Raw genomic sequence first — 14,912 nt, 5'->3', positions numbered from 1 at the left:
GAGGAATATTATGAAACAAAGTAAAATGCTTATCCCAACGCTTCGCGAAATGCCAAGCGATGCTCAAGTTGTCAGCCATGCTCTTATGTTGCGAGCTGGTTATGTTCGTCAAGTCTCAGCAGGTGTTTATTCATACCTACCACTTGCCAATCGTGTGATTGAAAAAGCTAAAAATATCATGCGCCAAGAATTCGACAAGATTGGTGCTGTTGAGATGTTGGCTCCTGCCCTTCTCAGTGCAGAATTGTGGCGCGAATCAGGTCGTTACGAAACTTATGGTGAAGACCTTTACAAACTAAAAAACCGTGAAAAATCAGACTTCATTCTAGGTCCAACTCACGAAGAAACCTTTACAGCTATTGTCCGTGATTCTGTTAAGTCTTACAAGCAATTGCCACTTAACCTTTACCAAATCCAGCCTAAGTATCGTGATGAAAAACGTCCACGTAATGGACTTCTCCGTACACGTGAGTTTATCATGAAGGATGCTTACAGTTTCCACGCTAACTATGATAGCTTGGACAGTGTTTACGATGAGTACAAGGCTGCTTATGAGCGTATTTTCACTCGTAGTGGTTTAGACTTCAAGGCTATCATCGGTGACGGTGGAGCCATGGGTGGTAAGGACAGCCAAGAATTTATGGCCATTACACCTGCTCGTACAGACCTTGACCGCTGGGTTGTCTTGGACAAGTCAGTTGCCTCATTTGACGAAATTCCTGCAGAAGTGCAAGAAGAAATCAAGGCAGAATTGCTCAAATGGATGGTTTCTGGTGAAGATACCATTGCTTACTCAAGTGAATCTAGCTATGCGGCTAACTTGGAAATGGCAACAAACGAGTACAAACCAAGCAGCCGTGTTGTCGCTGAAGAAGAAGTGACTCGTGTTGCAACTCCAGATGTTAAGTCAATCGATGAAGTGGCAGCCTTCCTCAATGTTCCAGAAGAACAAACAATTAAAACTCTCTTCTACATGGCAGATGGTGAGCTTGTTGCGGCCCTTCTAGTTGGAAATGACCAACTCAACGAAGTTAAGTTGAAAAACCATTTGGGAGCAGATTTCTTCGACGTTGCTAGCGAAGAAGAAGTGGCGAATCTTGTTCAAGCAGGGTTCGGTTCACTTGGACCAGTTGGTTTGCCAGAGAATATTAAAATTATTGCAGATCGTAAGGTGCAAGATGCCCATAATGCAGTTGTCGGTGCTAACGAAGATGGCTACCACTTGACTGGTGTGAATCCAGGTCGTGACTTTACTGCAGAATATGTGGATATCCGTGAAGTTCGTGAGGGTGAAATTTCCCCAGACGGACAAGGTGTCCTTAACTTTGCGCGTGGTATCGAAATTGGTCATATCTTCAAACTTGGCACTCGCTATTCAGCAAGCATGGGAGCAGATGTTTTGGATGAAAATGGTCGCGCTGTGCCAATTATCATGGGATGCTACGGCATTGGTGTCAGCCGTCTCCTTTCAGCAGTGATGGAGCAACACGCTCGCCTCTTTGTGAACAAAACGCCAAAAGGTGAATACCGTTACGCTTGGGGAATCAATTTCCCTAAAGAATTGGCCCCATTTGATGTGCACTTGATTACTGTCAATGTCAAGGACGAAGAAGCGCAAGCCTTGACAGAAAAACTTGAAGCAAGCTTGATGGGAGCTGGTTATGAAGTCTTGACAGATGACCGTAATGAACGTGTCGGTGTTAAATTTAGCGATAGCGACTTGATTGGCTTGCCAATCCGTATTACTGTTGGGAAGAAAGCAGCCGATGGCATCGTAGAAGTCAAGATTAAAGCGACTGGTGACACCATCGAAGTTCATGCAGATAACTTGCTTGAAACGCTTGAAATTCTCAGCAAGAAATAAAAACTATAATCAGAAGAAAAACAAGGAAAAAATGTAACTAGTTTTTACCTTGTTTTTTCTGTATAATGGGAAAAATGACTAGATAAAGAGGTAAATGTATGCTAAGATTTCCAAAGGATTTTGTCTGGGGATCCTCTACTTCTGGACCACAAACAGAAGGACGTGTAGCTGGTGACGGTAAGGGCGATAATATCTGGGATTATTGGTACCAAGTGGAGCCGAATCGTTACTATAATGGGATTGGTCCAGATAAGACATCGACCTTTTATGAAAATTGGGAAAAGGATATCGAGCTACTGGTAGAAACTGGTCACACGGCCTTTCGGACTTCTATTCAGTGGTCACGGATTTTTCCACAAGGGCGTAGGGAAGTCAATCCTCAGGGTGTAGATTTTTACCGTAAGGTTTTTGAAGCTATTAAGGCTAAGGGGATTCGTCTCTTAGTCAATCTTTATCATTTTGATCTGCCTTTTGCCCTTCAAGAGGATGGTGATGGTTGGGAAAATAAGGCGACTGTCTCAGCCTATGAAGACTATGCTCGTTTTTGTTTTGAGACTTATGGAGATTTAGTGGATCAATGGATTACCTTTAACGAGCCAATCGTTCCAGTAGAATTTGGTTATTTTTACGATGCCCATTATCCACATAAGGTGGATGCAGAAGCGGCGATTAAAGTAGCTTATCATACACAATTGGCTAGCAGTCGGGCGGTTAAGGCCTGTCATGAACTCTTGCCTGATTCCAAGATTGGGATTGTCTTAAACTTGACACCGGCTTATCCACGTAGCCAGCATCCTGCTGATGTCAAGGCAGCTCGTATTGCGGACCTCTTTCAGGCCCAATCTTTCTTAGATCCGTCTGTTTTGGGGACTTATCCACAGGAGTTGGTAGAAATCTTGCATGAACAAGGTCTCTTGCCTGATGCTACAGAGGAGGAGTTGAAGCTCATTGGTGACAATACGGTGGACTTCCTTGGTGTCAACTACTATCAACCTTTGCGTGTTATGGCGCCTCGATTTGCTAAGCATCCAGAGAGTCCACTCTTACCAGAACATTTTTATGAGCCTTATGTGATGCCTGGACGTAAAATCAATCCTCATCGTGGCTGGGAGATTTATGAGCAGGGGATTTATGACATTGCCCAAAATATCAAGGGGAATTATGGCAATATTGAGTGGATGTTGACTGAGAATGGTATGGGTGTTGAAGGGGAAGAAAAATTCCGTCAAGATGGAATGATTCAAGATGATTACCGTATTGACTTTGTAAAAGGTCATCTTCGTGAACTTCACCGTGCTATTGAAGATGGAGCCAACTGTAAGGGCTACTTGATTTGGACCTTTATCGATTGCTGGTCATGGCTCAATAGTTATAAAAATCGCTATGGTTTGGTTGAATTAGACTTGGAAACGCAAGAACGTCGTCTGAAAAAGTCAGGGCACTGGTTCAAGGAGTTAAGCGATAATAATGGATTTTAAAAAAGGACTCTGACTGATTATCCTAATTGGTCAGAGTCTTTTGCTTACGGGAGCGTAATTTGAACTATACCAATTTTTACTCTTGACAAGTGAAAGAAACAAGTATATACTGTTTTTGCTGATTCTATAAAAGAGGAATTAGACTATACCAATTTTAAGGAGAAAGCACAGCTGGTCTGTGTCGTATATACTATGTGTGGAATTGTTGGTGTTGTTGGAAACACAAATGCAACTGATATTTTAATTCAAGGGCTTGAAAAGCTTGAATACCGTGGTTATGATTCTGCGGGGATTTTTGTCCTAGGTGGTGCTGAAAACCATCTAGTCAAGGCGGTTGGCCGTATTGCAGAATTGTCTGCTAAGACAGCTGGTGTTGAGGGAACAACTGGTATCGGACATACTCGTTGGGCAACTCATGGGAAACCAACGAAAGACAATGCTCACCCACACCGCTCTGAGACAGAACGTTTTGTCTTGGTTCACAATGGGGTGATTGAAAACTACCTTGAAATTAAAGAAGAATACCTTGCAGGTCACCACTTCAAAGGGCAAACAGATACGGAAATCGCCGTTCACTTGATTGGAAAATTTGCAGAAGAAGATGGCTTGTCAGTTCTTGAAGCCTTCAAAAAAGCTCTTCACATCATCCGTGGTTCTTATGCCTTTGCCTTGGTTGACTCACAAGATCCTGGAGTCATCTACGTAGCTAAAAATAAATCACCACTTTTGATTGGTCTTGGAGAAGGCTATAACATGGTCTGCTCAGATGCTATGGCTATGATTCGTGAAACCAACCAATATATGGAAATTCATGACCAAGAATTGGTAATTGTTAAGGCTGATAGTGTGGAAGTTCAAGACTATGATGGCAACAGTCGTGAGCGTGCTAGTTACACTGCTGAACTTGACTTGTCAGATATCGGTAAGGGAACTTACCCTTACTACATGCTCAAGGAAATCGATGAGCAACCAACTGTTATGCGTAAACTCATCCAAGCCTACACAGATGAGGCTGGTCAAGTTGTCGTAGACCCAGCCATCATCAAGGCTGTTCAAGACGCAGACCGTATCTACATTCTTGCAGCTGGAACGTCTTACCACGCAGGATTTGCTTCTAAGAAAATGTTGGAAGAATTGACAGATACACCAGTTGAACTTGGAATCTCATCTGAGTGGGGCTATGGTATGCCACTTCTCAGCAAGAAACCACTTTTCATCTTTATCAGCCAATCTGGTGAAACAGCGGATAGTCGTCAAGTTTTAGTCAAGGCTAATGAAATGGGAATTCCAAGCTTGACAGTGACAAATGTCCCAGGTTCAACTCTTTCTCGTGAAGCCAACCATACCATGCTCCTTCATGCAGGACCTGAAATTGCCGTGGCATCAACTAAAGCCTATACAGCGCAAATCGCAGCCCTTGCCTTCCTTGCAAAAGCAGTCGGAGAAGCAAATGGCAATGCCAAAGCGCAAGCCTTTGATTTGGTGCATGAGTTGTCAATTGTAGCTCAGTCTATCGAATCTACTCTTTCAGAGAAAGAAACCATTGAAGCCAAGGTTCGTGAGCTTCTTGAAACAACTCGCAATGCCTTTTATATTGGGCGTGGTCAAGATTACTATGTAGCCATGGAAGCAAGTCTCAAACTCAAAGAGATTTCTTACATCCAGTGTGAAGGCTTTGCGGCAGGAGAACTCAAGCACGGAACTATTGCCTTGATTGAAGAAGGAACACCTGTTTTGGCCCTCTTGTCAGATCCAGTCCTTGCCAACCACACTCGTGGAAATATCCAAGAGGTCGCAGCCCGTGGTGCCAAGGTCCTCACTATCGCAGAAGAAAATGTTGCTAAAGAGACAGACGATATCGTCCTTACGACCGTCCACCCTTACCTCTCACCAATTTCAATGGTTGTGCCAACGCAATTAGTCGCTTACTTTGCAACACTCCACCGTGGCCTCGATGTGGACAAACCACGTAACCTTGCTAAGTCAGTAACGGTAGAATAAGCTAAAAAAGTCTAGTTATCTAGGCTTTTTCTTGTGAGCAGATTGGTTGCTTGTAGTCAAGATTCGTGTTATACTCTTCGAAAGTCTCTTCAAACCACGTCAGCTTCCATCTGCAACCTCAAAACACTGTTTTGAGCAGCCTGCGGCTAGCTTCCTAGTTTGCTCTTTGATTTTCATTGAGTATTATAATAATTTTTCAAATTGAAGGACAGAAATAGATAGGGAGAATCACAATGGTAGAATTGGGAATTTCAACATTTGGGGAAACAACGGAGCTTGAAGGGACTGGACAGACTTACAGTCATGCCGAACGCATTCGCCAGTTGGTGGCGGAGATTGAGCTGGCTGATAAGGTTGGTTTGGATGTGTATGGGATTGGTGAGCATCATCGAGCAGATTTTGCGGTATCAGCTCCAGAGATTGTACTAGCAGCTGGGGCAGTCAATACCAAGAAAATCCGTTTGACCAGCGCAGTTAGTATTCTCTCGAGCATGGACCCGATTCGTTTGTTCCAACAGTATGCCACTATCGATGCTTTGTCAAATGGACGTGCGGAGATTATGGCTGGAAGGGGTTCTTTCACGGAATCTTTTCCTCTATTTGGTTATGACTTAAAAGACTACGAAGCTCTCTTTGATGAGAAGTTGGCCTTGCTCCAGTTAGTCAATGAAAAGACCAAACTAGACTGGCAAGGGCGATTGACTCAAACAATCTCTGGTAAAGAAGTTTATCCTCGTCCAGTTCAGGACAAATTGCCCTTGTGGATAGCGACAGGTGGTCATGTCGAATCAACAGTGAAGATTGCTCAGGCTGGTCTACCGATTGTTTATGCCATTATCGGTGGCAATCCTCGTTATTTTAAAAAATTGATTCAGGCTTATCGTGAGATTGGTAGCGAAGCGGGTCATACCAGTCAGGAACTAAAGGTTGGGGCCCATTCTTGGGGCTGGATTGCTGAGGATGGCGAGCAGGCGGTGAAAGATTATTTCCATCCGACCAAGCAAGTAGTGGATGCTATTTCCAAAGACCGTCCACACTGGCAGGAATTGCGTTATGAGCAATATTTGGAGCAAGTTGGGCCAAATGGTGCTATGTTTGTGGGCAATCCAGATCAGGTGGCCGAAAAATTGATTCGCATGATAGAGGATTTAGGTTTGGACCGCTTCATGCTCCATCTACCGCTTGGCTCCATGCCTCATGAACAAGTCCTGAGAGCTATTGAACTATTCGGAATGCAAGTAGCACCCAAAGTACGGGCTTATTTTGCCATGAAAGAGGCTTAATAAAAAATCCTAATCAAATGTATTATAACCACAAATATTGTACAAAAAATAATCCCCCACGTGTTGATAATTTTTAACACGTGGGGGATTGTTCTATAGGAGGGCTAGTTTAGTTCTCTTTTTTGTTTTTTAGTAAGAAACCGAGACCTAGAAGGGCGAGGAGACTAATTCCTGCAAACAGGAGTTTGTTATCGTTTTTGGTTCCTGTATTTGGAAGTTCAGCTTGTTTAGCTGGGGTTGCAGGTATATTTTCCTTGCTAGAGTTTTCTACAGCTCCGTTTTGAATAGCTTCACTTACAGATGATGGTTGTGCTTCTTGTGCTGGTTGTGAAACTTGTGTAGTTTGTGAATCAGTTGGAGCTTGGCTAGGTCTATCTTCTGTATCAGCTACTTTCGCATCTGGTTTTGCAGAATCAGATTTAGCTTGTGGATCTGGAGCTGGATTTTGATGTTCAGGTTTGTTTGATCGGTTTGGAATATCGCTTGTACTCTGCTCTTGACCTTGACCTTGACCTTGACCTTGACCTTGTTCTTGTTCTTGTTCTTGTCTAGAATTCGGAAGGTCAGATTTTGGTTTATCTTCCATAGCTGGACGGCTTTGAGAGACTCGAAGAACAGTAGCTGTAAGGGCATTCAATTTCAAGCCTTTTTCAGTCCATTCAAGTCCTTTCGGGTTGGCAATTCCGACTGGTCCTGCTTGGTTTTCATCTGCTAAAACTTCAGCATTTCTGAGGTGGGCAAAGGCAGTTCCCAAATTAAATTCGCGAGCTTTTTCGTCCGCATTGACAAAGACTGCGTAGATATCACCGTTTGGAGCAGTAATTTGGTAGCCAATGACTACGTCCTCTTTTTCCACGCCATTTTGGCCTGGAACAGTGATGAGATGAACACGGTCTTTAATATCTTGGAGACTCTTAAGTCGGAAGGCATCTGTAGATTGACGAAGGGCAATCAACCCTTTCATATAGTCACGGCTCTTGACATTTTCAGGATAAGCTTTACCATCTGTAGCCTTAGTCCAGTCAAACTTGTTGACTGCATCGCTAGAATCGTAAGAATCATGGATGAAGTAAGGATAGTCAAATGGGTTGCCGTCCTTATCACGCAACAAGTGAGATTTGTTTGGTTGTTTGTCCTCTGCTACAGGAGTCTTGTAGGCTGGGTCACGGAATTGTTTGGTACGTCCATATTCCTGACCAGAGTGGATAAACGGAGTTCCTTGAGCAGTCAAGACCATGAGATTTCCAAGTCGTAAACGACGATGGATTTCAGCATAGTTCTCGGCCTTGCTTGGGTCTTTTTTAATAGATTGGGCGATGATGTCAAAGAGGGTCAAGTTATCATGGGCTGCGATATATTGAATCACATCTCCAGGGCTGTCTGCTTCAAAGTTGGTTGGTTGAGCAATGAGATTTTTGAAGACAGTGTTGACATCACGCTTGCCACCTGTGATAAAGGCAGGTTGACCTTCGTTTGGATAACCAGATTTGAGGTTGTTACGGATGTCATCTGAAAAGACAGCGACAGTATCGGTATGTTTCATCCAATCTTGGTCAGCAGCTTTAGTAGGCATATTTTCATCACCAGCATAGGTTCTCCAACCTTCACCAAGCATGATTAGGTTTGGATTGAGGGCGCGTGCAGCCTTGTAAGCTTCTTCGATAGAAGCGGCGTCATGGTCTCCCATCATATCGAAACGGAATCCATCTACTTTGTAGGTATCAACTAGATATTTGATAGAGTCAACTAGGAGACGTTTGGTCATATGGTGAGTTGTCCCCAAACGTCCACCACCAAAGCTAGTTCGAGGTGTGCCATCAGCATCCATAAAGTGGTAGTAGTTTGGCTCTAAATCTTCAAAGATATCGACTTTGGCTGTGTGGTTATAAACGACATCTAAGATAGCTCCCATGCCACGTTTGTGGATTTCGTTGATGAGGTTTTTAAATTCTGCGATTCGTTTTTCTGGATTCTTAGGATCGCTTGAGTACATACCAGTCAAGGAGAAGTAGTTTTGAGGGTCATATCCCCAGTTGTAGTTGCTGTTGCTTGAAGCATAGTCAGACAAGCGTTCATGGTTTTTCAATTCATTGACAAAGTAGTAAGACAAGACTGGAAGGAGCTGGATGTGGGTAACCCCCAAGTCTTTGAGATAGTCTAGTTTTTCAATGAAGGCTTCAAAGGTACCAAATGGTTTGGTCAAGTCTTTTGCAATGGCAGGATCTGAAGTGAAGTCGCGCACATGAGCTTCGTAGATAACGGCATCTTCACGAGTTTTGAAGTTGTGAATCTTACCATAGGTCAAGTCTTGAGGTCCTAGTTTAGCTGGATCTACAAAGGCAGCTTTAGCCACTTTATGGGCATCGTCAATCTTAGCATCGTCACTATTCCAAGCAGCGAGGGATTTAGCGTAAGGATCGAGTGCAAGAACAGTTTTACCTTGACGCTCGATTTGGTATTGATAATAGTATCCAGTGAAATCTGTGATTCCTAGTTTGTTTGTGCTATCTAGAGTTTGTTTCCAAGTTCCTCTTTCCCCTTTTTCAAGAGCGACAGTTCCAACTACTTTGTCAGGATCATTCTTGTCGTAGACAACAACAGAAACCTTATCAGCACTTGGTGACCAAAGGGTTAAATCAACTTGTTTTCCTTCTTCTTTGAGGTCAGCTCCAAGTTTGCCATCATAGCTGTAAGTCTCATCTTTAAGGCGCCAGCTTGTTTTGGTAGTGAATTGGTCGGAATTGTAGCTAACAGTATAGGGATGTTTTGTGTCAGAGAAATCTCCGCTGTAGGTCACTTTTTTACCAGCTTCATCGATTGCGACATCAGTAATAGCTACTTTATCTCCCAGGTGATTAGTGATGTTGGAGTGTTTGAGGATATCCTCTTTTTTAGCACCGACAAGTGTTGAAAAACTACTTTCAATGCTAGAAGTACCTACGTGTTGGGCTCCTGTCATACGGATATCATGGACATAGTATGGATTTGTGTAAATCGATTCGTCATCGTCTTTTAGGAAAATTTGGCTATGATTTTTCAAATCTGTGAACTTATAATCTTCTTTACGGATTTTCACGTCGTCTCCTTGTTTGCTCTCATCTAATAGCAAAAATCCAAATTCTTTGGCGGCATCCTTAAGAGGAATGTCGATATAGCGACCATATTTGCCTGTAGCCGTAAAGTCTGTTCCGTCAGGCCATTGAGCGCTACTTGGATTTTTCACATCTCCCCAGTACCAGAGAGATTTCTTGTCATAGTTGCCATCTGTACGGTAGTAGTTGACGCGAACAGTACCTGCAGGTTGTGGCTCGTAAGAGAAAACCTTGTAATCTTGGTCCAACCAAGCCTCATTCATCTTTGGCGCCAGTTTTTCTACCGATTTATCGCCGGTCAGATTTTTCCCAGCTGTATTATTGATGAGGAAGCTAATTTTCTTGGCTTGTTCTCCCTTTAATTTGACATCTAGATAGTAGCCGTAGTCGTCTTTTTTAGCATCCTTAAAAGACAGGGCTCCGTTTGGCCAGTTTTCAGATGGTTTTTCAACATCGTCCCAAGTCCATAGTCCTTGAGCATCCTTGTTTTCTTCAGGAAGTTTTTTGACATGGATACGGAAGTAGTTGTCTTCGATGGGTTCTTCTGCCTTAGTTTCAGTTGCTACTGGACTAGTAGAAGTAGTTGGCTCATTTGAACGATCTTGTCCAGTTTGTGGTGCTGAATCGGCTGGGCTTGCAACAGGAGTTGTTGGCTCTGTTGCGGGTTTTTCTTCTTTTTTCTCTAGGGAAGCGTTTGCATTTTCGGGTGAAGAAATATCACTTTCGTTCTTGCCAGCGATGTTTGTTTCATCGGTAAGAGGTTGAGTAAGGGCAGTAGTAGTTTCACTATTACTTGCATTAGTGGTTGTTGTACTTTCGTCGGCTGAGATAGTTGGTGTGGCCATGGCAAGTAGGACAAGGCTTGCGCCGATAAGGACAGAACCAGTTCCATTTTTGAGGGAACGGATGCTGTAAACCATTTTTTTCTCAGTTTGAGCTGGTGTTTTTCTCATAATGATTCTCCAATCAATAAATTTTTATACCAGTATAGCATGCAGTAGGAAATAGTGCAAGCGTTTTCTTTGATTTGTAAAAGAAATTCTTACTTTTGAGAAGTTTTCCGTACTATTTTATATATCAGTATAAATAATGGAAATAATACTCAATGAAAATCAAAGAGCAAACTAGGAAACTAGCCGCAGGCTGTACTTGAGTTCGGCAAGGCGACGTTGACGTGGTTTGAAGAGATTTTCGAAGAGTATAAAAATGTCACATAAGACAAGACGTATTATTAGGAAGATGATGTGTTTTCAGCTATTTTTATTCAGAAATTGATTTCTAATATTTCTTTAAAAAGTTCATCTAGCGAAACTATAAATAGGAAGAGAAAAAGCTAGCGCTTCTCAAGTTTTATCTAGTTTCCAAACTATAGTATTTACTGGAAATCTAAAGAAAATATCAGAAAAATTCAGCAAACGTTTTCTTCTTATTTTCTTGACTTTTTTGCTGATTTGTGCTTGACTTTTACTTGAAATTTGATAAACTATAGACAAATAGGAAAACGTATTCATTTAAAAACGGAGGAATAAGGAATGAATCAAGAAAAACGTTTGCAACGCTTTGTCAAAAAGTGTGGACTCGGTGTGTGTAGTGCTGTTGTTGCGGCCTTTTTATTGAACGCTCAGGGAGTAGCTTTGGCTACAGAGCAAGGGAATCGTCCAGTTGAGACAGAAAACATCGCTCGTGGAAAACAAGCTAGTCAAAGCTCTACTGCTTATGGAGGAGCTGCTACACGAGCAGTGGATGGTAATGTTGATAGTGACTATGGGCACCATTCTGTAACGCATACAAACTTTGAAGACAATGCTTGGTGGCAAGTCGATCTTGGAAAAACAGAGAATGTTGGAAAAGTTAAACTTTACAATCGTGGAGATGGGAATGTAGCTAATCGTCTTTCTAATTTTGATGTTGTTTTGTTAAATGAAGCAAAACAAGAAGTTGCTCGTCAACACTTTGATAGTTTGAATGGGAAGGCAGAACTTGAAGTTTTCTTCACCGCCAAAGGCGCTCGTTATGTAAAAGTGGAGTTGAAAACTAAAAATACCCCATTGAGCTTGGCAGAGGTGGAAGTATTCCGTTCAGCAACAACTCAAGTTGGACAGGATAGAATTGCACCAGTAGTAGATCAAACATCAGCATTGAAAGACTACCTTTTTGGCTTAACTTATAATCCTTTGGATATTTTAACTCGCAAAGGAGAAACCTTAGAAAATCGCTACAACACAAGTGCTAAGGAACAAAATGGAGAGTTTGTCGTTGTAGAAAAAATCAAGAAAACCCTCTCTACAGGCACAGCAGATGTTTCCATCAATGGAAATCAAAATGTCTTCCTAGGTGGCTTGTATAAGGCAAACCAAAATCTGCTAGAAAATCAGCCAGAATTGATTAGTCTTGCCCGTGCAAAGGGGACAGTCAGCGTCGATTTACCTGGTATGATTCATTCTGAAAATCAAATCGAAGCAAATCCTACAACTAGTGGTATGCAAGAAGCAATGAATACCTTGGTTGAAAAATGGACAAAGAATTACTCATCTAGCCATTCCGTTCCTGCCCGTGTTCAGTATGAATCAACTACAGCCTATAGCATGAACCAATTGAAAGCAAAATTTGGTGCAGACTTTGAAAAAGCAGGCGCACCGCTCAAGATTGACTTTGAGGCTGTGCAAAAGGGTGAAAAGCAAATTGAAGTTGTAAACTTCAAACAAATCTACTATACAGCGACATTTGATGCACCGACCAATCCAGCGGCTGTATTTGACAAGAGTGTGACACCTGAAGATTTAAAACAAAGAGGCGTTGATTCACAAACTCCACCTGTATATGTATCAAACGTTTCTTACGGACGTCAAATCTATGTTAAGTTTGAGTCAACAAGTAAGTCTACTGAATTAAAAGCAGCTATCAATGCGGTTATCAAAGGCGCAACAATTGCTCCAAATTCTGAATGGAGCCGTCTATTGAAGAATACTTCTGTAACAGCGGTAATTGTAGGAGGTAATGCTAGCGGTGCCGCCAAAGTTGTCACAGGAACAGTCGAAAACTTGAAGGAACTCATCAGAGAAGGAGCTAACTTTAGCGCTCAAAGTCCAGCTGTGCCAATCTCATATAAGACTGCCTTCCTAAAAGATAATGCCCAAGCAACTTTACAAAATAGTACAGACTATATCGAAACGAAGGTTACTTCTTACAAAAATGGCTTCTTGAAACTTCATCATAAGGGTGCTTATGTTGCGCGTTACTACATCTATTGGGATGAAATTACATATGATGAACAAGGAAATCCAGAAATCCGTTCACGTCAATGGGAAGATAACGGGAAAAACAGAACTTCAGGCTTCCAAACAGAGATTCAATTTAAAGGAAATGTCCGTAATCTTCGCATCAAGGTTCAAGAAAAGACGGGTCTTGTATGGGAACCATGGCGTACAGTTTACAACCGCACAGACTTACCACTAGTACAACAGCGTACAATTACACATTGGGGAACAACTCTAAACCCTAAAGTTGATGAAAAAATTGTGAATGAGTAACGATTTGATTTACTTGATTCGATAGTAAACAGTGAAGAGGAGGAACTTCGATTTCTCCTCTTTTATGATTGATTTTTGAGAGAATGAAAAGGGTAACTTCTATAGCAGATTGAAACTAGAATAGTACGTTGTTGCTATTAAAACATTTCTAGAAATTAAGTTGACTTTCCCAATAGATTTGTTCATGTCTTATTTCAATTCAATATAAAACCAACTTCCAGTTTTCCACAACCTAGCTTTTAGTATGAGAAAAACGCGTTGTTACAGACATAAGGAGCTTTTTGAGAAGTGGGCAATCCGTGCAATCAGATTTGACGGATGTTGGATGCATGATACGATTGCGCTTGATTTCTTTTGAAATCGTTGACGGGTCTTTTCCCATCTTCTCAATGATGGAACGGAAAGTCTCACACTTAATTCCACCATAAAAATCCGTTTTAGACTAATTTCCACTTTAGTCAGGCGAGTGGAAGTTACTTTGAGAACTTACCAGAGCTAAAATTAACAATAAAAAAGAAAAATATCTTGACAACCAATGGAAAATTTTGTTACAATAATAGACGGTACTTTTTACTTTTGGTCTCTCAAGAGTGTACAGGGACGTGCTGACAAATGTTGCAAAAGTACACACAGATGATAGCTGTCACCAAGTGTATCATCACCAAAAATAAAAAAACACAGGAGAATGTAGATGCCTACAATTAACCAATTGGTTCGCAAACCGCGTAAATCAAAAGTAGAAAAATCTAAATCACCAGCTTTGAACGTTGGTTACAACAGTCATAAAAAAGTTCAAACAAACGTTTCTTCACCACAAAAACGTGGTGTTGCAACTCGTGTTGGAACAATGACACCTAAAAAACCTAACTCAGCCCTTCGTAAATTCGCTCGTGTACGTTTGAGCAACCTTATCGAAGTTACTGCCTACATCCCAGGTATCGGACACAACTTGCAAGAACACAGCGTGGTTCTTCTTCGTGGTGGACGTGTAAAAGACCTTCCAGGGGTACGTTACCATATCGTCCGTGGTGCACTTGATACTGCAGGTGTTAACGATCGTAAACAAGGCCGTTCTAAATACGGTACTAAACGTCCAAAAGCATAAGGAAAGGGGATAAAGAGAAATGAGTCGTAAAAATAGAGCTCCAAAACGTGACGTATTGCCAGATCCGCTTTACAATTCACAACTAGTTACTCGTCTTATCAACCGCGTTATGCTTGACGGTAAACGTGGTACAGCTGCTTCAATCGTTTACGGTGCCTTTGAGCAAATCAAAGAAGCTACTGGCAACGATGCGCTTGAAGTATTTGAAACAGCTATGGAAAACATCATGCCTGTACTTGAAGTACGTGCACGCCGTGTTGGTGGTTCTAACTACCAAGTCCCAGTTGAAGTTCGTCCAGAACGTCGTACAACACTTGGACTTCGTTGGTTGGTAACAATCGCTCGTCTTCGTGGTGAACACACAATGCAAGACCGTCTTGCAAAAGAAATCTTGGATGCTGCTAACAACACTGGTGCAGCAGTTAAGAAACGTGAAGACACTCACCGTATGGCTGAAGCTAACCGTGCATTCGCACACTTCCGTTGGTAAAATCATGATGCTAGGAACGGTAAGGATGCAAGGTGAAAATAGGAAACTGACGCAGTATTCGACGAATAC

At 42.0% G+C, this 14,912-nt stretch carries 8 protein-coding genes and 1 pseudogene; 7 read left to right on the top strand and 2 right to left on the bottom strand.

The window, feature by feature from the left end:
- Nucleotides 1-10: 10 nt before the first annotated feature.
- The 4 genes from ACLV7Q_RS09075 to ACLV7Q_RS09060 all read left to right on the top strand — a co-directional run bounded on the left by ACLV7Q_RS09075 (nucleotide 11) and on the right by ACLV7Q_RS09060 (nucleotide 6,626).
- On the top strand, nucleotides 11-1,864 hold the full coding sequence (locus ACLV7Q_RS09075; RefSeq protein WP_218757301.1) for a proline--tRNA ligase: 1,854 nt from the start codon (nucleotides 11-13) through the stop codon (nucleotides 1,862-1,864).
- A gap of 98 nt (nucleotides 1,865-1,962) precedes the next feature.
- Nucleotides 1,963-3,342: a 6-phospho-beta-glucosidase gene (gene bglA / locus ACLV7Q_RS09070; protein ID WP_218757302.1), complete on the top strand. Its 1,380-nt coding sequence runs from the start codon at nucleotides 1,963-1,965 to the stop codon at nucleotides 3,340-3,342.
- Between the two features lie 192 nt (nucleotides 3,343-3,534).
- Nucleotides 3,535-5,343 carry a glutamine--fructose-6-phosphate transaminase (isomerizing) gene (glmS, locus tag ACLV7Q_RS09065; protein ID WP_218757303.1) on the top strand — a complete coding sequence of 603 codons (1,809 nt, stop codon included), beginning with the start codon at nucleotides 3,535-3,537 and terminating at the stop codon, nucleotides 5,341-5,343.
- Between the two features lie 233 nt (nucleotides 5,344-5,576).
- Nucleotides 5,577-6,626, top strand: coding sequence for an LLM class flavin-dependent oxidoreductase (locus ACLV7Q_RS09060; RefSeq protein WP_218757304.1), 1,050 nt, complete (start codon nucleotides 5,577-5,579; stop codon nucleotides 6,624-6,626).
- 109 nt (nucleotides 6,627-6,735) lie between these two features.
- On the opposite strand, the gene ACLV7Q_RS09055 is transcribed toward ACLV7Q_RS09060, so the two are convergent.
- Nucleotides 6,736-10,671 (bottom strand): pullulanase, encoded by a 3,936-nt coding sequence (locus ACLV7Q_RS09055; protein WP_218757305.1) that lies wholly within the window; start codon nucleotides 10,669-10,671, stop codon nucleotides 6,736-6,738.
- Nucleotides 10,672-11,250: 579 nt separating this feature from the next.
- Here ACLV7Q_RS09055 and ACLV7Q_RS09050 point away from each other — a divergent pair.
- The gene (locus tag ACLV7Q_RS09050) at nucleotides 11,251-13,248 is read left to right on the top strand and encodes a thiol-activated cytolysin family protein (RefSeq protein ID WP_218757306.1); all 1,998 of its coding nucleotides are present in this window, start codon (nucleotides 11,251-11,253) and stop codon (nucleotides 13,246-13,248) included.
- Between the two features lie 257 nt (nucleotides 13,249-13,505).
- On the opposite strand, the pseudogene ACLV7Q_RS09045 reads toward ACLV7Q_RS09050, so the two are convergent.
- A pseudogene (locus tag ACLV7Q_RS09045) lies at nucleotides 13,506-13,657 on the bottom strand (IS30 family transposase); the annotation flags it as partial.
- Between the two features lie 282 nt (nucleotides 13,658-13,939).
- Here ACLV7Q_RS09045 and rpsL point away from each other — a divergent pair.
- Both rpsL and rpsG read left to right on the top strand, forming a co-directional pair.
- Complete coding sequence (rpsL, locus tag ACLV7Q_RS09040) at nucleotides 13,940-14,353, top strand: 30S ribosomal protein S12 (RefSeq protein ID WP_001142332.1); 414 nt, start codon at nucleotides 13,940-13,942, stop codon at nucleotides 14,351-14,353.
- 19 nt (nucleotides 14,354-14,372) lie between these two features.
- Nucleotides 14,373-14,843 carry a 30S ribosomal protein S7 gene (gene rpsG, locus ACLV7Q_RS09035; protein ID WP_000087873.1) on the top strand — a complete coding sequence of 157 codons (471 nt, stop codon included), beginning with the start codon at nucleotides 14,373-14,375 and terminating at the stop codon, nucleotides 14,841-14,843.
- Nucleotides 14,844-14,912: the final 69 nt, after the last annotated feature.

This window comes from Streptococcus mitis, from assembly GCF_965111725.1.
GTDB classification, from domain to species: domain Bacteria; phylum Bacillota; class Bacilli; order Lactobacillales; family Streptococcaceae; genus Streptococcus; species Streptococcus mitis_DV.
The sequence above is the reverse complement of the archived record's forward strand: the minus strand, read 5'-3'. Positions and strand labels throughout refer to the sequence as shown.